Origin of the sequence: Paraherbaspirillum soli, from assembly GCF_042654985.1 — a bacterium.
GTDB classification, from domain to species: Bacteria; Pseudomonadota; Gammaproteobacteria; order Burkholderiales; family Burkholderiaceae_D; genus Paraherbaspirillum; species Paraherbaspirillum soli.
The window spans coordinates 13308-38649 of record NZ_JBHSMT010000026.1 but is presented as its reverse complement, the minus strand read 5'-3'; the positions used below and the strand labels follow the sequence as shown (position 1 = coordinate 38649).

24 protein-coding genes are annotated in these 25342 nt (G+C 56.7%); 18 read left to right on the top strand and 6 right to left on the bottom strand.

All coding sequences use genetic code 11. From position 1 onward, the window contains the following. Positions 1–28 precede the first annotated feature (28 nt). The 6 genes from speE to ACFPM8_RS14035 all read left to right on the top strand — a co-directional run bounded on the left by speE (position 29) and on the right by ACFPM8_RS14035 (position 4941). A complete protein-coding gene (speE, locus tag ACFPM8_RS14060; protein ID WP_378998188.1) occupies positions 29–1288 on the top strand; it encodes a polyamine aminopropyltransferase in 1260 nt (419 codons plus the stop codon). Between the two features lie 13 nt (positions 1289–1301). Continuing rightward, complete coding sequence (locus ACFPM8_RS14055; RefSeq protein WP_378998187.1) at positions 1302–1697, top strand: hypothetical protein; 396 nt, start codon at positions 1302–1304, stop codon at positions 1695–1697. Positions 1698–1699: 2 nt separating this feature from the next. Continuing rightward, positions 1700–2845 (top strand): glutathionylspermidine synthase family protein, encoded by a 1146-nt coding sequence (locus ACFPM8_RS14050; RefSeq protein WP_378998186.1) that lies wholly within the window; start codon positions 1700–1702, stop codon positions 2843–2845. Between the two features lie 177 nt (positions 2846–3022). Beyond that, positions 3023–3430 carry a DUF350 domain-containing protein gene (locus ACFPM8_RS14045; protein WP_378998185.1) on the top strand — a complete coding sequence of 136 codons (408 nt, stop codon included), beginning with the start codon at positions 3023–3025 and terminating at the stop codon, positions 3428–3430. A 20-nt stretch (positions 3431–3450) separates the two neighbouring features. Beyond that, positions 3451–4176 carry a 16S rRNA (uracil(1498)-N(3))-methyltransferase gene (locus tag ACFPM8_RS14040; RefSeq protein WP_378998184.1) on the top strand — a complete coding sequence of 242 codons (726 nt, stop codon included), beginning with the start codon at positions 3451–3453 and terminating at the stop codon, positions 4174–4176. Between the two features lie 309 nt (positions 4177–4485). Next, on the top strand, positions 4486–4941 hold the full coding sequence (locus ACFPM8_RS14035; protein WP_378998183.1) for a YidB family protein: 456 nt from the start codon (positions 4486–4488) through the stop codon (positions 4939–4941). 84 nt (positions 4942–5025) lie between these two features. On the opposite strand, the gene ACFPM8_RS14030 is transcribed toward ACFPM8_RS14035, so the two are convergent. Further along, complete coding sequence (locus ACFPM8_RS14030) at positions 5026–5910, bottom strand: rhodanese-like domain-containing protein (RefSeq protein WP_378998182.1); 885 nt, start codon at positions 5908–5910, stop codon at positions 5026–5028. Positions 5911–6195: 285 nt separating this feature from the next. Here ACFPM8_RS14030 and ACFPM8_RS14025 point away from each other — a divergent pair, with 285 nt between their 5' ends. From ACFPM8_RS14025 to ACFPM8_RS14000, 6 genes are all read left to right on the top strand, one after another. Continuing rightward, complete coding sequence (locus ACFPM8_RS14025; protein ID WP_378998181.1) at positions 6196–7173, top strand: bifunctional riboflavin kinase/FAD synthetase; 978 nt, start codon at positions 6196–6198, stop codon at positions 7171–7173. Between the two features lie 104 nt (positions 7174–7277). Then, entirely contained in the window at positions 7278–10172 is a 2895-nt protein-coding gene (gene ileS, locus ACFPM8_RS14020) for an isoleucine--tRNA ligase (protein WP_378998180.1), read from the top strand. A 106-nt stretch (positions 10173–10278) separates the two neighbouring features. After that, the gene (lspA, locus tag ACFPM8_RS14015; RefSeq protein WP_378998179.1) at positions 10279–10821 is read left to right on the top strand and encodes a signal peptidase II; all 543 of its coding nucleotides are present in this window, start codon (positions 10279–10281) and stop codon (positions 10819–10821) included. 33 nt (positions 10822–10854) lie between these two features. Continuing rightward, positions 10855–12081 carry a bifunctional phosphopantothenoylcysteine decarboxylase/phosphopantothenate--cysteine ligase CoaBC gene (coaBC, locus tag ACFPM8_RS14010; protein WP_378998178.1) on the top strand — a complete coding sequence of 409 codons (1227 nt, stop codon included), beginning with the start codon at positions 10855–10857 and terminating at the stop codon, positions 12079–12081. Between the two features lie 60 nt (positions 12082–12141). After that, the gene (dut, locus tag ACFPM8_RS14005) at positions 12142–12591 is read left to right on the top strand and encodes a dUTP diphosphatase (protein WP_378998177.1); all 450 of its coding nucleotides are present in this window, start codon (positions 12142–12144) and stop codon (positions 12589–12591) included. A gap of 11 nt (positions 12592–12602) precedes the next feature. Further along, positions 12603–13706, top strand: a complete 1104-nt coding sequence (locus ACFPM8_RS14000) for a M48 family metalloprotease (RefSeq protein WP_378998176.1) — start codon at positions 12603–12605, stop codon at positions 13704–13706. A 168-nt stretch (positions 13707–13874) separates the two neighbouring features. On the opposite strand, the gene clpA is transcribed toward ACFPM8_RS14000, so the two are convergent. Continuing rightward, positions 13875–16175: an ATP-dependent Clp protease ATP-binding subunit ClpA gene (gene clpA, locus ACFPM8_RS13995; protein ID WP_378998175.1), complete on the bottom strand. Its 2301-nt coding sequence runs from the start codon at positions 16173–16175 to the stop codon at positions 13875–13877. Continuing rightward, positions 16172–16480, bottom strand: coding sequence for an ATP-dependent Clp protease adapter ClpS (gene clpS, locus ACFPM8_RS13990; RefSeq protein WP_378998174.1), 309 nt, complete (start codon positions 16478–16480; stop codon positions 16172–16174). The genes clpA and clpS overlap by 4 nt, the downstream gene beginning before the upstream one ends. Positions 16481–16806: 326 nt before the next feature. On the opposite strand from clpS, the gene cspE reads away from it, so the two are divergent. Next, a complete protein-coding gene (gene cspE, locus ACFPM8_RS13985; protein WP_009665919.1) occupies positions 16807–17010 on the top strand; it encodes a transcription antiterminator/RNA stability regulator CspE in 204 nt (67 codons plus the stop codon). A gap of 158 nt (positions 17011–17168) precedes the next feature. On the opposite strand, the gene icd is transcribed toward cspE, so the two are convergent. Beyond that, positions 17169–18422, bottom strand: a complete 1254-nt coding sequence (gene icd, locus ACFPM8_RS13980) for an NADP-dependent isocitrate dehydrogenase (protein ID WP_378998173.1) — start codon at positions 18420–18422, stop codon at positions 17169–17171. 142 nt (positions 18423–18564) lie between these two features. Here icd and ACFPM8_RS13975 point away from each other — a divergent pair, with 142 nt between their 5' ends. From ACFPM8_RS13975 to ACFPM8_RS13965, 3 genes are all read left to right on the top strand, one after another. Continuing rightward, positions 18565–19137 carry a pseudouridine synthase gene (locus ACFPM8_RS13975; RefSeq protein ID WP_378998670.1) on the top strand — a complete coding sequence of 191 codons (573 nt, stop codon included), beginning with the start codon at positions 18565–18567 and terminating at the stop codon, positions 19135–19137. A 183-nt stretch (positions 19138–19320) separates the two neighbouring features. Further along, a complete protein-coding gene (locus ACFPM8_RS13970) occupies positions 19321–19539 on the top strand; it encodes a hypothetical protein (protein WP_378998172.1) in 219 nt (72 codons plus the stop codon). Between the two features lie 165 nt (positions 19540–19704). Further along, positions 19705–20169: a DUF192 domain-containing protein gene (locus ACFPM8_RS13965; RefSeq protein ID WP_378998171.1), complete on the top strand. Its 465-nt coding sequence runs from the start codon at positions 19705–19707 to the stop codon at positions 20167–20169. A 155-nt stretch (positions 20170–20324) separates the two neighbouring features. Here the strand turns inward: ACFPM8_RS13965 and rpsT are convergent, their stop codons facing one another. Continuing rightward, complete coding sequence (rpsT, locus tag ACFPM8_RS13960; RefSeq protein ID WP_378998170.1) at positions 20325–20588, bottom strand: 30S ribosomal protein S20; 264 nt, start codon at positions 20586–20588, stop codon at positions 20325–20327. 306 nt (positions 20589–20894) lie between these two features. Here rpsT and murJ point away from each other — a divergent pair, with 306 nt between their 5' ends. Next, positions 20895–22445, top strand: a complete 1551-nt coding sequence (gene murJ, locus ACFPM8_RS13955) for a murein biosynthesis integral membrane protein MurJ (RefSeq protein ID WP_378998169.1) — start codon at positions 20895–20897, stop codon at positions 22443–22445. A gap of 34 nt (positions 22446–22479) precedes the next feature. Further along, positions 22480–23328: a SirB1 family protein gene (locus ACFPM8_RS13950; protein ID WP_378998168.1), complete on the top strand. Its 849-nt coding sequence runs from the start codon at positions 22480–22482 to the stop codon at positions 23326–23328. Positions 23329–23376: 48 nt separating this feature from the next. Here ACFPM8_RS13950 and ACFPM8_RS13945 read toward each other — a convergent pair whose 3' ends face one another. Further along, entirely contained in the window at positions 23377–25284 is a 1908-nt protein-coding gene (locus ACFPM8_RS13945; protein ID WP_378998167.1) for an ATP-binding cassette domain-containing protein, read from the bottom strand. Between the last annotated feature and the right edge of the window lie 58 nt (positions 25285–25342).

The window sequence follows — 25342 nt, the reverse complement described above, 5'->3', positions numbered from 1 at the left end:
TTTTGAACAGGCTCTAAGCGGACTCACCATGCAAGGCTTACACCTGACGGCCGATTGTTACGGCTGCCGCTGCGACGGCGCCTTATTGCTGGACCCCGAACAGTTGCGCCGGTTTGTCGTGCAGCAAACCACGCTGTCGGGACTGACCATCGTCGGCGAGAAATTCCACCCGTTCCAGGCTGCCGACGGCAGCGCCGCCGGAGTCACCTGCGCCTTGCTGCTGGCCGAATCACACTTGGCGATCCACACCTGGCCGGAACGCAATGCCGTGACGCTGGATGTGTATGTCTGCAATTACACGTCTGACAATAGCGCCAAGGCCAGCGGCTTGCTGGATGCATTGATCGCCGGTTTTGCGCCGTCGCAATCGCAAACCCACCGCTTGCAGCGCGGCGAAGGGGGAGCCGGCCAGACGCTGGCGTTGGAGCAATTGACGCCGCACAGCGCATATGGCACACGGCTGTCGCCGCCGCTAGCGCAAATGCAATCGCCTTTCCAGCGGATAGAAATCGCCGATTCGGCCGAATTCGGCAAAGTGATGCGGCTGGATGGTGCTTTCATGACTTCCGAGCGCGACGAGTTTTTTTATCATGAATGCCTGGTGCATCCGGCCGCCCTCGCCCATCCGCAACCGCGGCGGGCGCTGATCATCGGCGGCGGCGACGGCGGCAGTAGCGAAGAATTATTAAAACATCCATCCATAGCACACATCACGCTGTGCGAAATCGATCCCGCCGTGATTCAGTTGGCGCGTCGGCATTTGCAGCAAATTCATCGCGGCGCGCTGGACGATCCGCGCGTGCGCCATGTCGCGCAGGACGGTTTTGCTTTTGTGCTGGAGGCGGCACGCCATCCTGCGGCAGAGCACGCTTATGACCTGATTCTGTTGGACCTGACCGATCCGCAGACGCCGGACGGCAGCGCGCTGGCAGCCGATTGCTATACGCGGGAATTCCTGCAAGCCTGCCATGCACTGCTGGCCGACAACGGCGCACTGGTCATGCACCTCGGCAGTCCGTTCCACCATCCGCAACGATTCGGCTTGCTGCGGCAGCGCCTGAGCAGCGTCTTCCGCCAGGTCAGCCCGTACACCGTGTACGTGCCGCTGTACGGTGCGCTGTGGGGCATGGCGGTCGCCAGCGACACGCTGGCTCCTCGCGGGCTCGACAGCGGCGCGGTCGCCAGCCGCTTGCGGGAGCGCGGACTGCACGACCTTCAGTATTACAACGCCGAGGTGCATCCGGCACTGTTCGCGCTGCCTAACTTCGTGCAGAATCTGGGCGCTTAGAGGAGCTTAATCAATGCCAACCCGCCCCCTTCAGAATCAAGCAGCAAAACCTGCCGGCCAGTCCGGCCGCAAGAGCCGCGCCGTGCCGTTGATGCTGGCGGCGTCGGCCATGCTGGCCGGCTGCGGTCCCAAACAGGCGCGCGACGAATATCTTAGTCAGGAAGATTGCAGAAAGGATTGGGATCGCCCCGAGCTATGCCAGCCGGCATCCGGCAGCGGCTCCGGCAGCCACGGCGGCGGCCGCTATTACGGTCCGAGCTACGACGCTGGCGCCCGCGAAAGTGCGCAACGCAGTGTGCGCAGCGGCGGCGACAGTCTTGGCGTGCACGGCGTCAGCAATAACTCGATCGGCCGCAGCGTGTCGCGCGGCGGCTTTGGCGGTGGTGCGCATGTTTCCGGCGGCGGCTAACCATGATCCGCGAAAGCCTTACCCCACGCCCCGGTTGGCAAAGCCAGTTTGAAGCACTCGGCTTCAACTACCACTCGATTGACGGCCTGTACTGGGATGAACGTTACGCCTACCGCTTCACCGCGGCGCAAATCGATGCGGTCGAGGACGTCACCAGCGAGTTGCACCAGATGGCTTTGCAGGCGGTCGAACATGTGATCGCTCACGAGCGGCTGGCGCAGTTCGCCATTCCCGAACCGTTCTGGAAGCTGATTGAGGACAGCTGGCGCGAAAAGGAATTCTCGCTGTACGGCCGCTTCGACCTGTCCTGGGATGGCCAGGGTCCGCCCAAGCTGCTGGAGTACAACGCCGATACGCCGACCGGCCTGGTGGAGTCCAGCGTGGCGCAATGGTATTGGCTGCAGGACGTATTCCCCGACGCCGATCAATTCAACTCGATCCATGAAAAACTGGTGGCCCAATGGCAAACGCTGGCCACCCGGCACCAGGGCAAAGGCTTGCTGCACTTTGCCTGCATCGGCGGCCATGAAGAAGATGAAGGCAACCTCGCCTATCTGCGCGATACCGCGATCCAGGCCGGCTTCGCCACCAAGCAGCTGGCGATCGAAGATATCGGCTGGGATCAGCGGCACGGCGAATTTGTCGACGACTTCGACCTGAAGATCGACAACCTGTTCAAGCTCTATCCATGGGAATGGCTGTGCCGCGAACAGTTTGCCGCTCACTTGCCGGCGCGGCCGCTGCGCCTGATCGAACCGGCCTGGAAGATGGTGCTGTCCAACAAGGCGATCCTGCCGGTGCTGTGGGAGTTGTTTCCCGGTCATCCGAATCTGTTGCCGGCGTTTTTCGATGCCTGGCGCATCAGCGGCGATTTCGTCAAGAAGCCGCTGTATTCGCGCGAAGGCGAAAACATCACCATCTATACCGCCGGCCAGGTGATACACCAGCCCGGGCAATACGGCGCCGAAGGCTATGTTTATCAGGCGTTTGCGCCGCAACCGAAGTTCGACGACGGCATCACGCCGGCCTATACTTCGGTCGGTTCGTGGGTGGTCGGCGACGCTCCGGCCGGGATCGGCATCCGCGAGGATGTGTCGCTGATTACCAAAGATACCAGTCGTTTTATACCGCACTATTTTGTCGATTAATTCATGGGCACCTCTAAAAGCCTACTGCGCGACCCAATCTCGGGGCTGTGATGCTCACCTACTCCGTACGGCTGCAGGTGTTGCAACTTCGTCGCCCCGACATTGGGCCGCTCGCTACGGCTTTTAGAGGTGCCATATGTTATCCAATTCACCAAATGATCCAGGAGCATTAAGCCAATGAGCATGACCTTCTTACCTGCCGGCCTGCCCGCCTTCCTGTCCCATTTCGGGCTGGCGCTGGCGTTGACCGCGGCTTTTTTCGTGATTTACATCTTGATCACGCCGTACCACGAGCTGGCCTTGATCCGTGCCGGCAATCATGCCGCGTCCGCCAGCCTGTCGGGCGCCTTGCTGGGTTATATCGTGGCGCTGGCTTCCGCCATCTCCAATAGCGTCAACCTGCTGGATATGCTGGTATGGGGAGTGGTGGCGCTGGTGGCGCAGTTGCTGGCGTTTTTTATCGTGCGGCTGCTGTTGCCGACGCTGGTGGCCGATATTCCTGAAAACAAGATCGCATCCGGCATCTTCCTGGGCGCGGCCAGCGTCGGCCTGGGCTTGCTGAGTGCCGCCTGCATGACCTACTGACCAAGGAATTTACAAACCTCATGCCCCGCTTCTACGTTTCCACTCCACTCAAGATCGGCGACCTGCTGCCGCTGCCGGACCAAGTCGCCCACCATGTACAGGTCTTGCGCCTGGCGGTGGGGACGGTGATTACCCTGTTCAACGGCGAAGGCGGCGAATATATCGCGACCATCGTCAGTATCGAAAAAAAGCGAGCCAGCGCCGAAATCAAATCATTCTCGCCGCGCGAAGCCGAGCTGCCGTACGCGATCACGCTGGCGCAGGCGCTGCCGGAATCGTCAAAACTGGATTGGATCATCGAGAAATCGGTCGAGCTGGGCGTGGCCGGCATCCAGCCGCTGGCCTCCCAGCGTTGCGTGGTGCGCCTGAACAGCGAGCGCGCCGAAAAAAAACAAGCGCATTGGCAAGCCGTGGTGGTGGCCGCTGCCGAGCAAAGCGGGCGCAATCGCCTGCCGCACCTGGCGCCATTGAGCTCCTATCAAGACTGGATAGTCCAGCAGGACTTACACAAACGCATCCTGCTGTCGCCGCGCGGCGAACAGTCGCTGTCGGACTGGGCCCGCCATCAGCCGCCGCAAGCGCTGGCGCTACTGATCGGTCCGGAAGGCGGCTTTAGCGAAGCGGAGGAAAACATCGCCTGCGCTCAAGGGGCTTTGATGCTGTCGATGGGACCCCGCATTCTTCGTACGGAAACTGCGGGTCTGGCTGCTTTGGCGGCGCTTAATGCTATTTGGGGCGAAATGTAGGGCATCTCGAAAAACCTACTGCGCGGCCCAATCTCGGGCCTGTGATGCTCGCCCACTCCGTACGGCTGCAGGTGTTGCAACTTCGTCGACCCGACCTTGGGCCGCTCGCTACGGTTTTTCGAGGCGCCCTGCAAATGTATGCAGATTTACCCAGCTTTGCGCAATAATTTACCTGCCGCAGATGCCGGCAATCGCAAATTTTATTACCACAATGCAAGATTAATCTGGTAGCGTTTCACCTGTAATTCTTTACAGGCCGGATTGCATGGTCTTTGGACGGTGTTTGTTTTATTTTTTCAGGAGAACGTAATGGGACTACTTGATTCAGTACTTGGTGCACTCGGTAACGGTCAACAACAAGCCAACGACCCCAAAGCCCTTTTGATCCAGGCTGCGCTCAGCATGCTGACCAGCCAAAGCGCCGGGCAAGCAACTGGCGGCGCCGGCAGCGGCGGCCTGGGCGGATTGCTGAGCGCATTTGAAGGTGCCGGACTCGGCCAGCTGGCACAGTCATGGATAGGCAACGGCCAGAATCAAGCCGTTTCCGCCGAGCAGGTACAACAGGCCTTGGGCGGCGGTCATCTGGAACAATTGGCGCAAGCGGCAGGCATTTCGCCCGCCGAAGCGGCTAGCCATCTATCGGGCATCCTGCCGGATCTGGTCAACCAGCTGACGCCGCACGGCGAAGCGAGCGCGCCGGCCGGCGGCTTCGGCGATCTGGCTGGTTTGCTGGGCGGCTTGCTGGGTGGCGACAAGAAGGCTTGAAAACCTTCAGTCCTCCCCCCAAAAAAAAATCGCCTTTCGAGGCGATTTTTTTATTCTGGGGCTGGGTCTTTTATGAATTACGCATTACTCAGGCGACCATATGGTCGCGTGGGGAACGGCAGGTACGATGGGCAGGCCGGCCGCGACCCAGGAATCGATGCCGCCGCGAAACCAGAGAACGTTGCTGTATCCGATGGCCTGCAGCCTCAACGCTGCATTGATTGAAAACCAGCATTTTGCGGAATAGCAAAATGTCACAATCGGGGTCGACTTGTCGGGGACGACCAGTTGCAACACCTCTTCAAAGCTTTTGCGTAACTTTTCTTCGCGTCCCGGGATGCTTGTTTGCTCGGTACCGGCCCAGTCGATGACGAGAGCGTTCGGTATCGTGACGATACGTTTTTCCTCCCACTCCCTGGTGTCGATCATCACTGCCTGCTTCTTTAACAGGAGTTTTGCCAGCTCGGCGGTCTTGATGGTGGTGATGCCATCGAGATTAAGCGGGGTTGGTTCGTCGTAGCGCTGCACCGTCGCTTGCGTCGCCAGCGTCGGTGCAGGAATACCCCAGTCAAATCCTTCCAGGTGGTAATTGATGGCCGGCGGCACCAAGATGTCCTTGAGGGCGTAGTTGGAGCCGCGGGAAAATGCCTGGTATTCCCCTTGAAATTCCTTGTCGTTGATCTTGTGCAGGCGGCACGGTGTTGCCGCATATTGCTGACACCAGTACATTGCGGATCTGACCGGGATGTCAGTGCTGCTGGCCGCGAAGCTGTAACCGGAATGCCCGTCCGCCGATATGGCAATAGCTTTGTTGACGGCCAAGCCATCGTACTTTTTCAGCATCTCGGCTTGCGATCGGTCGAGTTCGATCGGGTTCGGGTACAACAGCGGATCGTTGTTGGATTTTGGAGAGCTGGCGCAACCGGATAGCAGCGCCAGAGTCAAACCAGCCAGGAGAATATGTTTCATGAATAATGTTGGTTTCATAGTCAGCGATCGGGATCCCAGTCTAAAAATCGGCTTCATTACGCATGCTGCAAATTTTCTTGCTTCAATGGTTTATCAAGAATAACTGCTTAAGTGAAATTTGTAGAGCCTATTTCACACCTTTTCTTTCTCTTGCATATCACTCAACTAATTGCTTTTTCCACCACAAGCAAGCCATTCATCCAGGAAACCCATCTGCGGACGCGGGTAATGCGCCGAAAGCATTTATAATCCAGGGTTTTTGCGATAAATTTTCCGGCCACATCAATGAAGGTATTTCGCGGACTTCCCAACGCCGAATCGCGCGCACCTTGCGCCTTAACTATCGGCAACTTCGACGGCGTGCATCGCGGCCATCAGGCACTGCTTGCGCACGTCCGCAAAGCGGCCACGGAGTTACACCTGGACGCTGCCGTGATGACGTTCGAACCGCATCCGCGCGAATTTTTTGCGCACCAGGCTAGCCAGCCGCTCAACTTGCCAACCCGCGTCGCCAATTTGCGCGACAAGCTGCAATCGCTGTCGCAGGCGGGCATCGACCGGGTGATCGTCGAGCACTTCAATGCCAGCTTTGCCGCCATGTCGCCGCAGGATTTCATTGAAAAAGTGCTGGTGCAAGGCTTGCACGTCAAATGGCTGATGGTGGGCGAAGACTTTTGCTTCGGCGCCAAGCGCGCCGGCAATATCGAGACCCTGATCGCCGCCGGCAAAAAATACGGCTTCCAGGTCGAAACCTTGCCGACCGTGATGAATGACGGCACCCGCGTATCGTCATCGGCGGTACGGACCGCGCTCGCAGCCGGCGATTTTGCGCATGCGCAAGCGCTGCTGGGCCATCCGTATTCGATCTCGGGACACGTTGTACACGGCAAAAAACTCGGCCGCACGATCGGCTTCCCTACCCTCAATCTGCGCGTCAGCCATAAGCTGCCGGCGGTGTCCGGCATCTTTGTGGTGCAAGTGCATGGACTGGCGGAACAAGCGCTGCCGGCCGTGGCCAGCATCGGCATCCGGCCTACGGTGGACGACAGCGGCCGCGTGCTGCTGGAAAGCTACCTGCTCGACTTTGCCGGCGACTGCTATGGCAAGCTGATACGGGTTGAGTTTTTGCAGAAGCTGCGCGATGAAGAGAAATTTGTCGACCTGCCAACCCTGATCGCTGCGATTGCACGCGACGTCGACAATGCACGCGCCTATTTCCGCCAGCAGCATAGCGCCGCGATATCGGCTACCGACCGAATTTGACGCTGTTCCTGTTGTGAAGAATTAATCTCGCTCTGCCAGATAGGTCAGTACTGACTTACTATCGTTTTTTAGCAGGCATCCACTGAATTCCATTGAAGAAAATTATGCCCGATCAGCCAAGCAAGCCAGAACACAATCAAGCCGCGAAATCAGCGAAGCCGCAAAGCAAATACCCGGTCAATATGACCGAGACGCCATTCCCCATGCGCGGCGATTTGGCCAAGCGCGAGCCGCAATGGGTCAAGCAATGGCAAGACAAAAAGGTGTATGAGCGGATCCGCAAGGCATCCAAGAATCGCCCGAAGTTTATCCTGCATGACGGCCCGCCGTATGCCAACGGTGAAATCCACCTGGGTCACGCCGTCAACAAGATCCTCAAGGACATGATCGTCAAGGCCCGCAATATGGCCGGTTTCGATGCGCAGTACGTGCCCGGCTGGGATTGTCACGGCATGCCGATCGAGATCCAGATCGAAAAAAAATACGGCAAGAATCTGCCGGTGGCGGAAGTGCAGTCCAAGGCGCGGGCCTATGCCAACGAACAGATCGACCTGCAAAGAAAAGATTTCATCCGTCTCGGCGTGCTGGGCGAATGGGACAATCCGTACAAAACCATGGCCTTCAGCAATGAAGCCGATGAGCTGCGCGCGCTCGGCACGATCCTGGAAAAAGGCTATGTCTATCGCGGCCTGAAACCGGTCAACTGGTGCTTCGATTGCGGCTCGGCGCTGGCCGAAGCGGAAGTCGAATACCAGGACAAGCGCGATCCGTCGATCGATATCGGCTTTCCGTTTGCCGAACCGGCAAAAATCGCTGCCGCATTCGGCCTGGCAGCACTGCCGACCGATAAAGGTTATGCGGTCATCTGGACCACCACGCCCTGGACCATCCCGTCCAATCAGGCGCTCAACGTCCATCCCGAATTCGATTACGCGCTGGTGCAAACCGAGCGCAACGGCGAACCGCTGCTGCTGATCCTGGCGCAGGATCTGGTCGAAGCCTGCCTGCAACGCTTCGGCCTCGAAGGCCGAGTCATCGCCAGCTGCAAAGGCGAGGCGCTGTCATTGATCAATTTCAAACATCCGCTGGCCAGTGCCGATCCGGGCTACGACCGCTTATCGCCGGTCTACCTGGGCGATTACGTCACCACCGACAGCGGCACCGGCATCGTTCACTCGGCCCCGGCCTACGGTATCGAAGACTTCATCTCGTGCAAAGCGCACGGCATGAAAGACGACGACATCATCAGTCCGGTCATGGGCGACGGCCGCTTCGCATCCTGGCTGCCGTTCTTTGCCGGTCTGACCATCTGGGAAGCGTCGAAGCCGATCTGCACCAAGCTGGAAGAAGTCGGCTCGCTGTTCAAGCTGGTCATGTTCGATCACAGCTATATGCACTGCTGGCGGCATAAAAGCCCGATCATCTATCGCGCTACCTCGCAGTGGTTTGCCAGCATGGACAATGCGCCGAAGGACGGCGGCCACAGCCTGCGCGCAACGGCTTTGCAAGCGATTGACGACACCGCGTTCTTCCCTAGCTGGGGCAAGGCGCGCCTGCATGGCATGATCGCCAACCGTCCTGACTGGACGCTGTCGCGCCAACGCCAATGGGGCGTGCCGATGGCCTTCTTCGTGCACAAGGAAAGCGGCCAGCTGCATCCGCGTACGCCGGAATTGCTGGAACAAGTCGCGCAGCGCATCGAGCAAGGCGGGATTGAAGCGTGGCAGGCGCTGGATCCGAAAGAGCTGCTGGGCGACGACGCCGAGCATTACGTCAAGAATAAAGACACGCTGGATGTCTGGTTCGATTCCGGCACCACTCATCAAACCGTATTGCGCGGCTCGCACGATGCACAATCGCAGTTCCCGGCCGACCTGTATCTGGAAGGCTCGGATCAGCATCGCGGCTGGTTCCACTCGTCGCTGTTGACCTCGTCGATGCTGAATGGACGGGCGCCCTACAAGGCGTTGCTGACGCACGGCTTTGTGGTGGACGGCCAGGGCCGCAAAATGTCGAAGTCGTTGAAGAACGGCATCGAACCGCAGAAAGTGTCGGACACGCTAGGCGCCGAAATCCTGCGCTTGTGGGTGGCATCGAGCGACTATTCCGGCGAACTGTCGATCTCCGACGAAATCCTCAAGCGCGTCACCGAATCGTATCGCCGCATCCGCAACACGTTGCGCTTTTTGCTGGCCAACACTTCCGATTTCAATCCGTTGACGGATGCGGTGCCGATCGCCGAGTTGCTGGAAATCGATCGTTATGCCATCGCCGGCATGGCGCAATTGCAAGCCGACATTCTGCAACACTACGAAGGCTACGAATTCCATCCGGTGGTGTCGAAATTGCAGATGTACTGTTCCGAAGATCTGGGCGGCTTCTACCTCGACATCCTGAAAGACCGGCTGTACACCGGCGGCGTCACTTCGCATGCGCGGCGCTCGGCACAGACCGCGATCTGGCATATCACGCAAGCGCTGTTGCGCGTGATGGCGCCGACTCTGTCGTTCACGGCCGAAGAAGCCTGGTCGTTCTTTGCCAGTGCGGACGCTTATGCCGCCAGCGATGAAACCATCTTCACCCAGACCTACTACGCCCTGCCGGAAATCGCCGATGCTGCGGCACTGATAGCGAAGTTCAACGCCGTGCGCACCGTGCGGGCCGAAGTCACCAAGCAATTGGAAGAAGTCCGGGTCGCCGGCGGCATCGGTTCATCATTGCAGGCCGAAGTGGAAATCAAGGCCAGCGGCGCCAAATATGCGTTGCTGAACAGCCTGGACGACGACCTGAAATTTGTCTTGATCACCTCAGCGGCAACCGTCACGGAAGTCGCGACCGAAGCTGAAGAAGCGATTGTGGTCACCCCATCGGCGCAGCAAAAATGCGAGCGCTGCTGGCACTATCGTGCCGACGTCGGCAGCCACGCCGAGCATGCGGGCCTGTGCGGACGCTGCGTGTCCAACCTGTTCGGCAGCGGCGAACAGCGGCACTTCGCCTAGTGAGAGAAAGCCTGGCATCGTCCGCCGCATGCAGTGCATCGCATGCGGCGGACGATGCCTAACTGATCTCCCGACCACCCCACTCAATCGCTAAAGCATTTCCAATATGGCTACAAAAAAACGCTCCTCGGCATCAGCCTCAACCAAGCCTTCGCCCAAGGCTTCATCCAAGTCGTCCTCCCAATACGGGCTGGCGCCATGGCTTGGGATTGCCGCACTGGTGCTGCTGCTCGACCAGCTGACCAAGATCACCATCGTTCGCCTGTTCAGTTATGGCGAATCGCATCCGGTCACTTCATTCTTCAATCTGGTGCTGATCTATAACAAAGGCGCTGCGTTCAGCTTCCTGGGGACGGAGTCCGGCTGGCAGCGCTACCTGTTCACTGCGATCGGCATCTGCGCCGCGCTATTCATTATTTTCCTGCTCGCGCGTCATGCCGGACAGCGCATGTTTTGCTCGGCGCTGGCGCTGATCCTGGGCGGCGCCGTCGGCAATGTGGTCGACCGCATCGCCTACGGTCACGTGATCGACTTTCTCGACTTCCATGTCCGCAACTGGCACTGGCCGGCGTTCAATGTTGCCGACAGCGCGATTTGCGTCGGCGCGGTATTGTTCGTGATTGATGAATTGCGCCGGGTGAATAAATAAGTATCTTGTTGACGTCAACTTCCAGGAGTAGCCATGGATCTCGCTGGTAAAAAAATCGTGCTGGGACTGACCGGCGGCATCGCCTGCTACAAAGCGGCGGAATTCACGCGCGCACTGGGCAAGGCTGGCGCCTCGGTACAGGTCGTGATGACGCAGGCGGCATGCCATTTCATTACGCCGGTCACCCTGCAGGGCTTGTCCGGCAAGCCGGTATTTACCGATCAATGGGATGCCCGCGTCGACAACAATATGGCGCACATCGATCTGACGCGCGACGCCGATGCGATCGTCATCGCGCCCTGCTCGGCCGATTTCATGGCCAAGCTGGCGCACGGCGCATGCGACGATTTGCTGTCCACCCTGTGCCTGGCGCGACCGGCGACCTTGCCGCTGTTGATCGCACCAGCCATGAATGTCGAAATGTGGCAAAACCCGGCGACCCAGCGCAACGCCGCGCAATTGCTGGCGGACGGGATCCAGTTGCTGGGGCCGGATGCCGGCGAACAGGCCTGCGGCGAAGTCGGCATGGGCCGCATGCTGGAAGCGGATCAATTGCTGGAAGAAGTGGTCGCCTCGTTTCAACCCAAACTGCTCAAGAGCAAGCGCCTGCTGCTGACCGCAGGTCCGACTTTCGAGCCGATCGACCCGGTGCGCGGCATCACCAATCTATCGTCCGGCAAAATGGGCTATGCGATCGCCCGCGCTGCGCGCGAAGCCGGAGCCGAAGTCACGCTGATCTCAGGCCCGACTGCGCTGGCCGCCCCCTACGGCGTGCGCCGCATCAACGTCCAGACGGCGCAGCAAATGCACGACATGGTGATGTCGCAGCTAGTCGGCATCCCTGCCTCCGAGCAGAATGCGCGCAACGGCGCGACTGTTTTTGTCGCGGTGGCGGCAGTGGCTGACTGGCGCGTGGTCAATGCCAGCGCGCAAAAATTGAAAAAGAATGCCGACGGTAGCGCGCCGACGCTGGTGTTCGAACAAAACCCGGATATCCTGGCAGCGGTCGCCGCACTGCCAAAGCCGCCTTACTGCGTCGGCTTTGCCGCCGAGTCGGAGCAACTGCTGCGCTATGGCGAAGCCAAACGCATCAAGAAAAATGTACCGCTGCTAGTCGGCAATATCGGTCACGATACTTTTGGCAAGGACGACAACCAATTGGTCTTGTTCGACGCCAATGGCCATACCAGTTTGCCGCGCGCCGGCAAGCAACAACTGGCACGTCAGCTGATCGCGGAAATTGCGCATCGCCTGGACTGACCTGCCCCGCTCTCCCGAACTCTTATCACTCAATAGATTAATAGACTGTTACCACATTTCATGAACACCATCGACGTTAAAATCCTCGACCCGCGCATGCAGGACCAATTGCCCGCCTATGCCACCGAAGGCAGCGCCGGCCTCGACCTGCGCGCCTGTCTCGACGCACCGCTGACCATCAAGCCGGGCGAAACGCATTTGATCCCGACCGGTCTGGGAATTTACATCGCCGATCCCGCCTATGCAGCGATGATCCTGCCGCGCAGCGGTCTCGGCCACAAGCACGGCATTGTGCTGGGGAACCTGGTGGGCTTGATCGACTCCGATTACCAGGGGCAACTAATGATCTCTACCTGGAATCGCGGCCAGACTGAATTTGTCCTCAACCCGATGGAACGGCTGGCGCAGTTGGTCATCGTGCCGGTAGTACGTGTCGGCTTTAATGTAGTAGAAGAATTCACGAGCAGCGAACGCGGCGCAGGCGGCTTCGGCAGCACCGGAAAACATTGATGGAGAAATTAATGAGATTGGCAAGTTACACTCAATGGCTCACATTCAAGCCTTATGCGGCGGCCACATTGCCGCTGCTGTTGCTGGCAGCCTGCTCGACGCCAGGCGAAGTCGCACCCGGGGCACAGAAGCCGCCGGTCGCTACCGGCACAACGCAACCCGCGCCAAAACCGGCGGCCAGCACCGCAACGCCAGAACAGGCTGAACTGCGGGCTTTGGTTGTGCAACAGGATCGACTGTACGATGTTGCCGCCCCGCTGCTGGTCAATAATGCCGAGCTGTGCAGGAACAATGCACGCAACCTGCTGGGATTCACCGCCAAGACAAAATTTTCGTACTCCGCTGAATTCATCGACGCAGCAACCGCCATGGGCTTGACCGACCAACTGCAAGTAGCGGGCGTGCTGGCCGGCAGCGGCGCCGCACGGGTTGGGCTCAAGCGCGGCGATTTGCTGGTCTCGATCCAGGATAAACCGGCGCCAACCGGCGCGGACGCGGAGCGCAAAACGGCATTGATGCTGGGCGCCTTGGTCAACGGTCGCAACAGCATCAAGGTCACTATCGCCCGCGACGGCAACAACCAGCCTCTCAACGTGGCGCTGACCCGCGCTTGCGCATTCGGCATCGAACTCGGCAACACCGACAACGTCAACAGCTATGCCGATGGCCGAAGAGTCTTGATCACCTCGGGGATGATGAAATTTGTCCAAAGCGACGATGAACTGGCGTATGTGATCGCCAGGGAAATGGCGCATAACACCTTGACCCATCCGGCCAAACAACGGATCACAGCCACCATGAGCGGCATCATCGACAACCTGATGCGCCTGCGTCCGGATACCTCGTCGCTGGGCGGCAGTGCCGGCGTTAAACCGTACACACAACAGCAAGACGCCGCAGCCGATAAACTGGCGCTATTCATGGTCGCGCGCGCCGGCTATAAGATCGAAAACGCAGCAGCATTCTGGCAGCGTCTGGCGACACAATATCCCGTCACCGTACTGAACGCCCATACCGCGATCCACCCGGCCACCGCCTACCGGCTGTCGGCAATCCAGCAAGCCGTTCAGGATATTCAGGCCAAGCAGGCGGCAGGAGCGAAGCTGGTGCAATAAACCAGCCGGGAAATGGTTGAAAAGCGATCCATCGCCACTGCGCTGGATCGCTTCTTTAAAGGCAATGTGCGCAGCACTGCACAAAATACAAAAAAGCCCGAATCACTTTCGTGAATTCGGGCTTTTTTTGAGCCTATCGGCTTGCTTGATACGCCTCGAATTTACTGCTTACTCCACTTCAACCGTCTCCTGCGGCGCTGCCGGCGGTGTCGCATCTTTGTCCGCAAAATCAAGTTTGATTTGATCCTTGTCATCCAGATCGACTGTTACACGACCGCCGCTTACCAACTTGCCAAACAGCAGCTCGTCCGCCAGCGCCTTGCGTATCATGTCCTGAATCAGGCGTGCCATAGGACGTGCGCCCATCAATGGATCGAAACCTTTTCTAGCCAGGAATTTACGCAAATTCTCGGAGAAGACCGCTTCCACTTTTTTCTCGTGCAACTGCTCTTCCAATTGCATCAGGAACTTGTCGACCACGCGCATGATGACTTCTTCGTCGAGTGCGCGGAAGCTGATGATGGAATCGATCCGGTTACGGAATTCCGGCGTAAACATGCGTTTGATGTCGGCCATCTCGTCACCGGCTTCCTTCTTCTCGGTGAACCCAATCGAGCGTTTTTGCAGACTTTCCGCGCCGGCATTGGTGGTCATGATGATGATCACATTGCGGAAATCAGCCTTGCGCCCGTTGTTGTCGGTCAACGCACCATGATCCATGACCTGCAGCAAGATATTGAAAATGTCCGGATGTGCTTTTTCGATTTCATCCAGCAACAATACCGCGTGCGGCTTCTTGGTCACAGCCTCGGTCAGCAGCCCGCCTTGGTCAAAGCCGACATAGCCCGGCGGCGCGCCGATCAGACGACTGACCGCGTGACGCTCCATGTATTCGGACATGTCGAAGCGAATCAGGTCGATGCCCATGATGAACGCCAATTGCTTCGCCACTTCGGTTTTGCCGACGCCGGTCGGACCCGAGAACAGGAACGAACCGATCGGCCTGTCGGTCTTGCCCAGACCGGCACGGGCCATCTTGATTGCCGATGCCAGCGCATCAATTGCCGGATCCTGACCGAACACGACATTTCTCAGATCGCGGTCGATGGTCTGCAATTTGCTGCGATCGTCCTGATTGACCGATTGCGGCGGAATCCGTGCAATCTTCGCAATGATGTCTTCGATCTCACCTTTGCCGATGGTTTTCTTTTGCTTCGACTTCGGCAAAATCCGTTGCGCAGCACCAGCTTCATCAATGACGTCGATGGCCTTGTCCGGCAAATGGCGATCGTTGATAAAGCGCGCCGCCAACTCCGCAGCACTGGTCAGCGCCGAGGCGGAATATTTAACGCCGTGATGTTCCTCAAAGCGCGATTTCAAGCCACGCAGGATTTGTACGGTTTGTTCTACAGTCGGCTCGTTGACGTCGATCTTCTGGAAGCGTCGCGACAGCGCGTGATCTTTCTCGAACACGCCACGGAATTCAGTGTAAGTAGTTGCTCCGATGCATTTCAGCTGACCACTCGACAGCGCCGGTTTCAGCAGATTGGATGCGTCCAGCGTACCGCCGGAAGCCGAACCGGCGCCGATGATCGTGTGGATTTCGTCGATAAACAAAATGCCGCTCGGGCTGTCTTTCAATTGTTTCAACACTGCCTTCAGGCGCTGTTCGAAATCTCCGCGATATTTGGTACCAGCCAGTAATGCACCCATGTCGAGCGAGTACACCACTGCATTTTGCAAGATCTCGGGAACCTCGCCCTGCGTGATGCGCCATGCCAATCCTTCCGCGATCGCGGTCTTGCCGACACCGGCTTCGCCGACCAGAAGGGGATTGTTTTTGCGACGACGGCATAACGTTTGAATCACGCGCTCGACCTCATATTCACGCCCAATCAGCGGATCGATTTTTCCTTCGACCGCCAATTTATTAAGATTTTGCGTGAATTGATCGAGTGGACTTTCTTTTGGCTGCCCTTCGGCTTGCACCTCTTCTGCGCCCTCCGAAGATTTCTGTGCGTCGGTTTGCTGATCCTTGCGCACCCCGTGCGAGATGAAATTCACAACGTCGAGACGTGTCACTCCCTGCTGATGCAAGTAGTACACCGCGTGCGAGTCTTTTTCGCCGAAGATCGCCACCAGCACGTTGGCGCCGGTCACTTCCTTCTTGCCGTTGGAAGCGGACTGCACATGCATGATGGCGCGCTGAATCACTCGCTGAAAACCGAGCGTCGGTTGCGTGTCGACCTCATTCGCCCCGGGCACGGTCGGCGTGTTGTCACCGACAAAGATGGTCAGCGTCTTGCGCAAATCGTCAATGTTGACAGCACACGCGCGCAACACTTCGGCCGCTGATGGATTGTCGAGCAGCGCCAACAGCAAGTGTTCAACGGTAATGAACTCATGCCGTGCTTGTCGAGCTTCGACAAATGCCATGTGCAAACTTACTTCCAATTCCTGCGCAATCATGCTTCCTCCATCACGCATTGCAGGGGATGCCCTGCTTTTCGAGCGTGGGTTAATACCAGTTCAACTTTTGTGGATGCAATATCTTTCGGATAAACACCACACATGCCTTTTCCCTCTCGATGTACCTTCAACATGATCTGCGTTGCCGCTTCTCGATCCTTGTTGAAATATTCCTGGATGATCGCGACGACAAATTCCATCGGCGTGTAGTCATCATTTAACAAAAATACTTGATACATGGGCGGCGGCTTGAGCTTTTGCTCTTGTCGCGTCGCTAATGTCCCGTCTTCGTGCTTGGTTGCCATGCGCCTATTCTAAAACCTTAAAACAAATGCGCAATGCGCAATACTGGATCAAATAATATTTACACCGATATTACGCGTTTTCCGGCTCCCATGCAGATGACGTTAGAACAGATTAAATCAATAGCAAGAAGCGTTACAAAACAACAAAATTAATTGCCCAATGGAAATTACTTGACATTTTTATTTTTAACGAGAAGAATGCATCTATTGATAAGTATTTTTATTTATCAATAGAAGTGAGCAAGTTTTAGGAGGGGGCAGCGTTACGCGAGGCTTCTTGCTTTTACGGCTCGTGTGATTAGTCATTATTTGAGAGACGCTATTTTATGGCAACAGGTACAGTCAAGTGGTTCAACGACTCTAAAGGCTTCGGCTTTATCACTCCGGACGACGGCGGTGAAGATTTGTTTGCACACTTTTCCGCAATCCAGATGAACGGCTTCAAGACCCTAAAAGAAGGTCAGAAAGTCCAGTTCGAAGTCACGCAAGGCCCTAAAGGCAAGCAAGCTTCTAACATCCAAGCCCCTTAATTCTTTTCATTAAGTACTAAGTAGCTTTTGTAAAAGGTCTCGCTGCGGTGGGGCCTTTTTTATTGGGGCGCCGTAATACAGAGATAGGCTTTTCACAAATGTAAAAGGCGTAAAAAAAGCCAGAACAAGTTCTGGCTTTCTTCAGATTTTCACAAAATTTACATATTTTCAATCATTACATCGCCAAAACCGGAGCAGGAAACCTGCGTCGCACCTTCCATCAGGCGTGCGAAGTCGTAGGTGACTTTTTTCGACGCGATCGATTTTTGCATCGAGTCGATGATCAGGTCGGCCGCTTCCAACCAGCCCATGTGGCGCAACATCATTTCAGCCGACAGGATCAGCGAACCTGGGTTCACATAGTCTTTGCCTGCGTATTTTGGCGCTGTGCCGTGCGTGGCTTCAAACATTGCCACAGAATCCGACAGATTGGCGCCAGGAGCGATACCGATACCGCCAACTTGTGCAGCCAGTGCGTCGGAAATATAGTCGCCGTTCAGGTTCAGCGTAGCAATCACGCTGTATTCGTTTGGACGCAGCAAGATTTGTTGCAGGAACGCATCAGCGATCGAATCCTTGACGATGATCTCGCGACCGGTCTTCGGATTCTTGAATTTCGCCCATGGACCGCCATCGATCAGCTCGGCGCCGAATTCCTTTTGCGCCAGTGCGTAAGCCCAATCACGGAAGCCACCTTCGGTGAACTTCATGATGTTGCCCTTGTGAACGATGGTCACAGACGGCTTGTCATTGTCGATCGCGTATTGAATTGCCTTGCGTACCAGACGCTCGGTGCCTTCACGCGAAACCGGCTTGATACCGATACCAGAGGTGTTAGGGAAACGGATTTTCTTGACGCCCATTTCCTTCACCAGGAAATCGATCAGCTTCTTGGCGCCATCGCTACCTTCTTGCCATTCGATACCGGCATAAATATCTTCCGAGTTTTCACGGAAAATCACCATGTCGGTTTTTTCCGGTTCGCGCACTGGCGATGGCACGCCCTTGAAATAACGCACGGGACGCAAGCAGACATACAGATCGAGTTCTTGACGCAGGGCCACGTTCAGCGAACGGATGCCGCCGCCGACCGGAGTCGTCAATGGGCCCTTGATCGAAACAACATAGTCCTTGACCGCAGCCAGCGTTTCTTCAGGCAACCAGACATCAGGGCCATAAACCTTAGTCGATTTTTCACCGGCAAACACTTCCATCCAGCTGATCTTGCGCTTGCCGCCATAGGCTTTGGCCACCGCAGCGTCCACCACCTTGATCATGACCGGGCTAATATCCACACCGGTACCATCGCCTTCGATATAAGGAATGATTGGAGTGTCTGGAACGTTGATTGAGAAATCTGCGTTAACGGTGATTTTTTTGCCTTCTGCAGGCACTTTGATATGTTGGGACATCAGTATCTCCGGAGTTGGGGAGGAAAGATCGGCTCGGGTTTTGATTGTAAAGCAAGCCTGAGTCTTATATAAGACATAAGACAGTCATTTCGTATTATGCACTAGTATTTTACTAGACGCCATGTTTTTGCGACACTACGGTATGCCTCTTATTCTATTCAACAAGCCATTCCAGGTGATGTGCCAGTTCTCGGCACACCCTAGCCGCGAAACGCTGGCCGACTACCTCGACATTCCGAATATTTACCCGGCAGGACGCCTGGATGCGGATAGTGAAGGTCTATTGCTTTTGACCGATGACGGTCAATTGCAGCACAACATCAGTCACCCGACATCCAAACAGCCGAAGACCTATTTAAGTCAGGTCGAGGGCATACCTGATGCGACGATGTTGGCAAGACTACGGGACGGAATCGATCTCGGCGATTTTGTCACTCAACCATGCCAGGTCCGGCAGATCGAAACGCCGGACTGGCTATGGCCACGTACGCCGCCGATCCGGGAGCGCCACGACAAACCCACCAGTTGGCTGGCGCTAACACTGACCGAAGGTAAAAATCGTCAAGTACGCCGCATGACGGCGGCTGTTGGATTGCCTACCCTACGCTTGGTCAGAGTTGCTATCGGTCACGTCTCCCTGGAAAGCCATCCACTGTGGCCAGGTGAATCGTGTGAAATAAGTCCTGCCGACTTAAACAAGCCGAGCAATCGATAAAGCTAACGAACGTCAGCTTGCCTCGCAAGAACAAATTTGCATGAAAGAAATTTTTTCTTGCGGCTCCAAAAAATTTATGGGTTTTTATAAAAAACCTGTCAACCGACTGCGCCTCACCCCGTTAATTGTCGTGATTCAAGTGAATCATGAATTGATTAACTCGCTAACTGAATGGACTACAAAATGAACAAATTGATCGCTGCTTTGGTTGCTGGCCTGTTTGCAACTTCCGTTTTCGCTGCTGACGCTGCACCTGCTGCTCCAGCAGCACCTGCTGCAACAGAAGCTGCTGCTCCAGCTCCAGCTGCTAAGAAAGCACACCACAAAGCTAAGAAAGCACACAAAGCTAAGAAAGCAAAAGCTGCTCCAGCCGCTGCTGAAGAAGCACCTGCTGCTAAGTAATTTAGGCATCAGCTTCAATAAAAAGGCAGGCGCGTCCTGCCTTTTTTGTTGTCCGCACAACATCTGTGATACAGCAATACCGCGCTTCATCCGCTTTTCCGAATTTTCCTCTCCGCCATTTTCCTCTCTGTATAATTCCTTTACTTCAAAGGAGACCTCATCAACATGAGAAAAAATCGCGCATTTCGTGCAGCACTGGCTTCAGCGGCATTGACCACTTCCCTCGCATTCGCTTCGTTACCCGCCTCGTCTCAGCAACTCCAGCACTTTCCAGTGACCTCGCTTAATGTCGGGATTCATCTGATCAAAGCAGAAGTTGCCACGACGGAAGCACAACGCGAACAAGGTCTTATGTTCCGCGAAAAAATGGGATCGAATGAAGGAATGGTATTTCAGTTTGGCGCACCGCAAGGCATCTGCATGTGGATGAAGAACACCTTGATCCCGCTGTCGGTCGCGTTCATTGATGAAACCGGCAAGATTATCAATATCGAGGAAATGAAGGCGCAAACCCTTGATTCGCATTGCGCCCAGCAGCCTGCGTTCTATGCGCTGGAAATGAACAAGGGATGGTTCAAGCAAAAGAACATCAAGCCGGGAACTGTGATCGAAGGTCTGCCAAAGCAGTAATCACACGGCGCGAAGAAGGCAGGCGGCTCTAGAGCCGCCAATCACAAAACAACATAAATACTCAGAACGCAGAAAGACCCTGCATAAAAACTTTATGCAGGGTTTTTCTTTCGTCTAGCAATAACCGTCAGCCAGGCCAACGGTCAAAATACTATTTAAGCCAGTGCTTTCAGGGCAGCGGACAGACGGCTCTTGTGACGAGCAGCTTTGTTCTTGTGGATGATCTTCTTGTCCGCGATACGGTCGATGGTCGACACGGAATTTTGAAGCACCACGGCTGCAGCAGCCTTGTCGCCACCAGCGATTGCCTTGCGTGCGGCTTTGATCGCTGTACGCAGGGTTGAACGCTGACTGGAGTTGTGCAGGTTTTGCTGAACTGCTTGACGAGCACGCTTACGCGCTTGTGCGGTATTTGCCATTTATATTTCCTAAATCGAGGTCGGGATGCTTACGCGGCAAACCAGACCGCGGCGCAGAATTCTGTAAAGCCACGGATTATAACTACTTTTCAGAAAACAGGCAAATCAGACTTATCCCTGAAACAATTCTGTTGCTAGAAAATCGTTCCAAGCTACCGCCTCGACGCACATCGCCTCGCATCGTCCCGACCGGCGTACCGTGCAGGCGCAATAGCCAGGGGAAATATTGCCCCCCTGCCGTCAGCCCCACCCATCCGACATTTTTTAAGGGCAAGCAACGCCTGCCTCCAGCTATAATCCCGCTCCATGAACTTGCACAAAACGCTTGCCACCGTCTCTGGCATGACGATGTTGTCCCGCGTGGCTGGGCTGATTCGCGAAATTTTATTCGCGCGTGCTTTCGGCGCCTCCGCCTACACCGACGCCTTCAATATCGCCTTCCGCATCCCCAATCTATTGCGCCGACTGTTCGCAGAGGGCGCGTTTTCACAGGCCTTCGTGCCGATTCTCGGCGAATACAAAAACCAGAAAGGCGATGCCGCGACCAAGGAGCTAGTCGATCATGTCGCCACCGTGCTGTCGCTGGCCATGCTGGCCACCTGCATCATCGGCATCCTGGCAACTCCCGTGCTGGTCTATTTTCTGGCGACCGGGCTGAAAGACAATCAAGACGCTTTCCACGCCTCGGTGGTGATGACGCGGATCATGTTCCCGTACATCGGTTTCATGTCATTTGTTGCATTGGCCGGGGGCATTCTCAATACCTGGCGCGAATTCAAGATTCCGGCCTTCACTTCCGTATTGCTGAACCTGGCGTTCATCGTTGCCTCGCTGTTCGTCGCGCCCTATTTGCAACAGCCGATCTATGCGATGGCATTCGCGGTGTTGGTCGGCGGCATATTGCAAGTCGCGATCCAGGTCCCGGCCCTACGCAAAATCGGCATGCTGCCGCGCATTTCGCTCAATCCCATGATCGGCTTGCGGGACGTCGGGGTGCAAAGGGTGCTGAAAAAAATGGGCCCCGCAGTATTCGCGGTATCCGCCGCCCAGATCAGTCTGATGATCAATACCAATATCGCGTCGCGCCTGGAACACGGCAGCGTCTCGTGGCTATCGTACGGCGATCGTCTGATGGAATTTCCCACGGCGCTGTTGGGAGTGGCGCTGGGCACCATTCTTTTGCCCAGTCTGAGTAAAGCCAACGCCGACAACGACCGCGCCGAATATTCATCTTTGCTGGACTGGGGCTTGCGGCTGACCTTCCTGCTGGCGTTGCCGTCCGCGGTCGGACTGGCCACGCTGTCAATCCCGCTGACATCCACGCTGTTCCAGCACGGAAAATTCGATGCTAACTCGGTCACTATGACCAGCAAAATCCTGATTGCCTATGGGGTTGGCTTGATCGGCCTGATCGTCGTCAAGATCCTGGCTCCCGGCTTTTATGCCAAGCAGGACATCAGAACGCCCGTCAAAATCGCCATCGGCGTGTTGCTCGCCACCCAGGCGATGAATTACCTGTTTGTCCCTATTTTCAAAGTTGCAGGACTGGCGCTATCGATCAGTATCGGCGCCTGCCTGAACGCCGGCTTCCTGCTGTGGAGCCTGCTTCGCCGTCAGATTTACAAACCGGAAAAGGGTTGGGGGCTGTACCTGGTACGTCTGGTCGGCGCATTATTCCTGATGGCCGCAGTCGCCTTATGGAGCGCAGGACAATTTGATTGGACCGGTCCGCATACCAGTTCATTAGCCCGCACCGGCGCCTTGCTGGTCGTCATGGCGGCTTGCGGCGCCACCTATTTCGGCGCTTTACTGATCATGGGATTTCGCTTTCGCGAGTTCATACGCGTAGCGCGTTAAGCACCGACTATTTACTAGGAAGAGGAAAGCCAGCATGACGATCACTTCCCTGGACTACTTCACTTCGCTGGTGCAACAGGCCAGCGATGTGCCGCTGTTTGAGGCAGCGCTGGCGATTGCGCAAGACGCCTATCCAGAGCTGGATCTCGGCACGCCGCAAAACGAGCTTGATCGCCTCGCCAACACGCTGCGCCAGCGCTTGCCTGCTGACGCATCTTCAATTCAAAAATTGCGCTTGCTGAATCACTTCTTCTTCCAGGAGCTGGGATTCGCCATCAACGTCAACAATTATTACGATCCGGACAATAGCTATCTGCATAGGGTCATCGTCAAGCGGCGCGGGATTCCGATTTCGCTGGCGCTGGTGTACATGGAGCTGGCGCATCAGATTGGCTTGCCGGTCAACGGCGTGTCGTTTCCAGGGCATTTCCTGATGAAATTATCCATTCCGTCCGGCGACATCATGATCGACCCGGCCAGCGGCGCCAGCCTGTCGCGCGAGGAACTGGAAGAACGGCTCGAGCCCTATCTGGCTGCACATGAAGATGCGGACCGCGCGGCAATCCCGTTGATTGCCTACTTGCAAATCGCCCATCCGCACGACATCCTGATCCGCATGCTGCGCAATTTGAAAGCGATTTTCCTGGAAGGCAAACAGTGGCAGCGCCTGCTTGAAGTACAGCAGCGAGTCTTGATTCTGCTGCCCGGCGATGCGGTGGAACGGCGCGACCGCGGACTGGCTTTTGCACAACTGGATGCTCCGCAAGCGGCACTGGAAGACCTGGAAAATTATTTGGCGCAACGGCCGCATGCGGCCGACGCACCAATCGTGCGCCAGCAGGCAATTGCATTGCGGGAGGCTCGGCGGCCGCAGCGCCGTTGAGTTGGCTCCGGCGCTGCCCCTCAAGCCAGCGCCGGCGCCGCCGCAGTATTACCCCTTGCTGCGCGCCTCGATCACTTCCCACTTCTCCAGACTTTCCAGCAGCAAGCCGTCGATCTCGGCAAAACGATCGTTCAGGCGCTTCACTTCTTCCGGTTTTTGCTTGTACAAATCAGGGTCGGCCAACTGACCTGAGATCGTCTTTTGCTCCGCTTCCAGTTTGGCAATCAACAGCGGCAACTCTTCCAGTTCGCGCTGCTCTTTGTAGCTCAATTTTTTCTGTTTCGGCGCTGCCGGTGGTGCGACCTCGGCTTTAGCTTCAACTTTCATCTCGCTCTTGGCTTTGGCGATCGACGCTGCCTGACTCGGACGCACCCGCTCCCAGTCGGTGTAACCGCCGACATATTCGCGCCACATGCCGTCGCCTTCGGCGGCGATCACCTGCGTCACCACATTGTCGAGGAAGGTGCGGTCATGGCTGACCAGGAACACGGTACCGGCATAGTCCTCCAACAATTCTTCCAGCAATTCCAGCGTGTCGATGTCCAGATCGTTGGTCGGTTCGTCCAGCACCAGCACGTTGGCCGGCTTGGCGAACAAGCGCGCCAGCAGCAGCCGATTGCGTTCGCCGCCGGACAGCGATTTGACCGGTGAACGCGCACGTTCCGGCGCAAACAGGAAGTCGTTCAAATAGGTCATCACATGCTTGCGCTGACCGTTGATCTCGACCCAGTCGCTACCCGGCGCGATGGTGTCGGCCAGGCTGGCGTCTTCATTCAGCTGCGCCCGCATCTGGTCGAAATACGCGACCTGCAATTTGGTGCCTTGTTTGACGGTGCCGCTATCGGGCTGATTTTCGCCGAGGATCAGCTTCAGCAAGGTGGTCTTGCCGGCGCCGTTCTGACCGATCAGGCCGACCTTGTCGCCGCGCAAAATGGTGGCGCTGAAATCGCGCACGATCACTTTGCTGCCGAACGCTTGATTGACTTCCGTCAGCTCCGCCACGATCTTGCCGGAACGCTCGCCGGAAGAAACATCCAGCTTGACCTGCCCCTGTTGCTCGCGGCGCGCGCTGCGCGCCAGCCGCAATGCTTCCAGCCGCCGTACCCGGCCCTCATCGCGAGTGCGACGCGCTTGCACGCCTTTGCGGATCCAGATTTCTTCCTGCGCCAGAAATTTGTCGAATTTGGCGTTTTCAATTTCCTCGATTTCCAGCTGTTCAGCCTTGCGCACCTGGTAGGTAGTGAAATTGCCGGGGAAAGACAGCAAGCGGCCGCGATCCAGTTCGATGATGCGGGTGGCGACGTTATCCAGGAAGCTGCGATCGTGGGTGATGAACAGCACACTACCCTTGTAGTCGCGCAGCAAGCCTTCCAGCCACATGATCGAGCTGAAATCCAGATGGTTGGTCGGCTCGTCCAGCAGCAGCACGTCGGGCGCACTGACCAAAGCGCAAGCCAGCGCGACGCGTTTTTGCATCCCACCCGACAGCGTGCCCATCAATGCTTCTTTGTTCAGATTCAGGCGATCCAGCGTGGTCTCGACCTTGTTGGTCAAGCTCCAGGCATCGGCGGCATCCAGCTTGCTCTGGATATCGTGCATGCGCTCCATGATGGCGTCATCGTCGTCGCCGCCGAACTGGCCGGTCAGCGCATCGTATTCGCTCAGCAGCGCCTGCATCTCGCCCATGCCCGACGCCACCGCGTCGAATACCGACATCTCGGGCTCGAAATGCGGCTCTTGATCGACATAAGCGATCTTGATGCCTTGCTGCATCACCATCAAGCCGTCATCCAGCTTGGACACGCCGGCGATGGTCTTCAGCAGCGACGACTTGCCGGTGCCGTTACGGCCGATCAGGCCGACCCGTTCGCCGGTTTCCAGGGAAAATTCCGCGCGATCGAGCAACGCGACGTGGCCAAACGCAAGCTGCGCATTGGTAATAGAGATGACTGCCATAAATAGGATGGGACCAGAAAGATCTGCGGCAAACGACACGCAGTGAATTAAATGAATG

What these genes read in the sequence shown, in the direction of transcription:
- lspA (WP_378998179.1), top strand. Translation starts at nt 10,279, where the DNA reads ATGGCTACAAAAAAACGCTCCTCGGCATCAGCCTCAACCAAGCCTTCG.
- ACFPM8_RS14025 (WP_378998181.1), top strand. Translation starts at nt 6,196, where the DNA reads ATGAAGGTATTTCGCGGACTTCCCAACGCCGAATCGCGCGCACCTTGC.
- ileS (WP_378998180.1), top strand. Translation starts at nt 7,278, where the DNA reads ATGCCCGATCAGCCAAGCAAGCCAGAACACAATCAAGCCGCGAAATCA.
- ACFPM8_RS13965 (WP_378998171.1), top strand. Translation starts at nt 19,705, where the DNA reads ATGAGAAAAAATCGCGCATTTCGTGCAGCACTGGCTTCAGCGGCATTG.
- ACFPM8_RS13970 (WP_378998172.1), top strand. Translation starts at nt 19,321, where the DNA reads ATGAACAAATTGATCGCTGCTTTGGTTGCTGGCCTGTTTGCAACTTCC.
- icd (WP_378998173.1), bottom strand. Translation starts at nt 18,422, where the DNA reads ATGTCCCAACATATCAAAGTGCCTGCAGAAGGCAAAAAAATCACCGTT.
- cspE (WP_009665919.1), top strand. Translation starts at nt 16,807, where the DNA reads ATGGCAACAGGTACAGTCAAGTGGTTCAACGACTCTAAAGGCTTCGGC.
- ACFPM8_RS14055 (WP_378998187.1), top strand. Translation starts at nt 1,302, where the DNA reads ATGCCAACCCGCCCCCTTCAGAATCAAGCAGCAAAACCTGCCGGCCAG.
- ACFPM8_RS14000 (WP_378998176.1), top strand. Translation starts at nt 12,603, where the DNA reads ATGAGATTGGCAAGTTACACTCAATGGCTCACATTCAAGCCTTATGCG.
- ACFPM8_RS13975 (WP_378998670.1), top strand. Translation starts at nt 18,565, where the DNA reads ATGCCTCTTATTCTATTCAACAAGCCATTCCAGGTGATGTGCCAGTTC.
- ACFPM8_RS14045 (WP_378998185.1), top strand. Translation starts at nt 3,023, where the DNA reads ATGAGCATGACCTTCTTACCTGCCGGCCTGCCCGCCTTCCTGTCCCAT.
- murJ (WP_378998169.1), top strand. Translation starts at nt 20,895, where the DNA reads ATGAACTTGCACAAAACGCTTGCCACCGTCTCTGGCATGACGATGTTG.
- clpA (WP_378998175.1), bottom strand. Translation starts at nt 16,175, where the DNA reads ATGATTGCGCAGGAATTGGAAGTAAGTTTGCACATGGCATTTGTCGAA.
- speE (WP_378998188.1), top strand. Translation starts at nt 29, where the DNA reads ATGCAAGGCTTACACCTGACGGCCGATTGTTACGGCTGCCGCTGCGAC.
- clpS (WP_378998174.1), bottom strand. Translation starts at nt 16,480, where the DNA reads ATGGCAACCAAGCACGAAGACGGGACATTAGCGACGCGACAAGAGCAA.
- ACFPM8_RS14030 (WP_378998182.1), bottom strand. Translation starts at nt 5,910, where the DNA reads ATGAAACATATTCTCCTGGCTGGTTTGACTCTGGCGCTGCTATCCGGT.
- ACFPM8_RS14040 (WP_378998184.1), top strand. Translation starts at nt 3,451, where the DNA reads ATGCCCCGCTTCTACGTTTCCACTCCACTCAAGATCGGCGACCTGCTG.
- ACFPM8_RS13950 (WP_378998168.1), top strand. Translation starts at nt 22,480, where the DNA reads ATGACGATCACTTCCCTGGACTACTTCACTTCGCTGGTGCAACAGGCC.
- rpsT (WP_378998170.1), bottom strand. Translation starts at nt 20,588, where the DNA reads ATGGCAAATACCGCACAAGCGCGTAAGCGTGCTCGTCAAGCAGTTCAG.
- dut (WP_378998177.1), top strand. Translation starts at nt 12,142, where the DNA reads ATGAACACCATCGACGTTAAAATCCTCGACCCGCGCATGCAGGACCAA.
- ACFPM8_RS14035 (WP_378998183.1), top strand. Translation starts at nt 4,486, where the DNA reads ATGGGACTACTTGATTCAGTACTTGGTGCACTCGGTAACGGTCAACAA.
- coaBC (WP_378998178.1), top strand. Translation starts at nt 10,855, where the DNA reads ATGGATCTCGCTGGTAAAAAAATCGTGCTGGGACTGACCGGCGGCATC.
- ACFPM8_RS14050 (WP_378998186.1), top strand. Translation starts at nt 1,700, where the DNA reads ATGATCCGCGAAAGCCTTACCCCACGCCCCGGTTGGCAAAGCCAGTTT.
- ACFPM8_RS13945 (WP_378998167.1), bottom strand. Translation starts at nt 25,284, where the DNA reads ATGGCAGTCATCTCTATTACCAATGCGCAGCTTGCGTTTGGCCACGTC.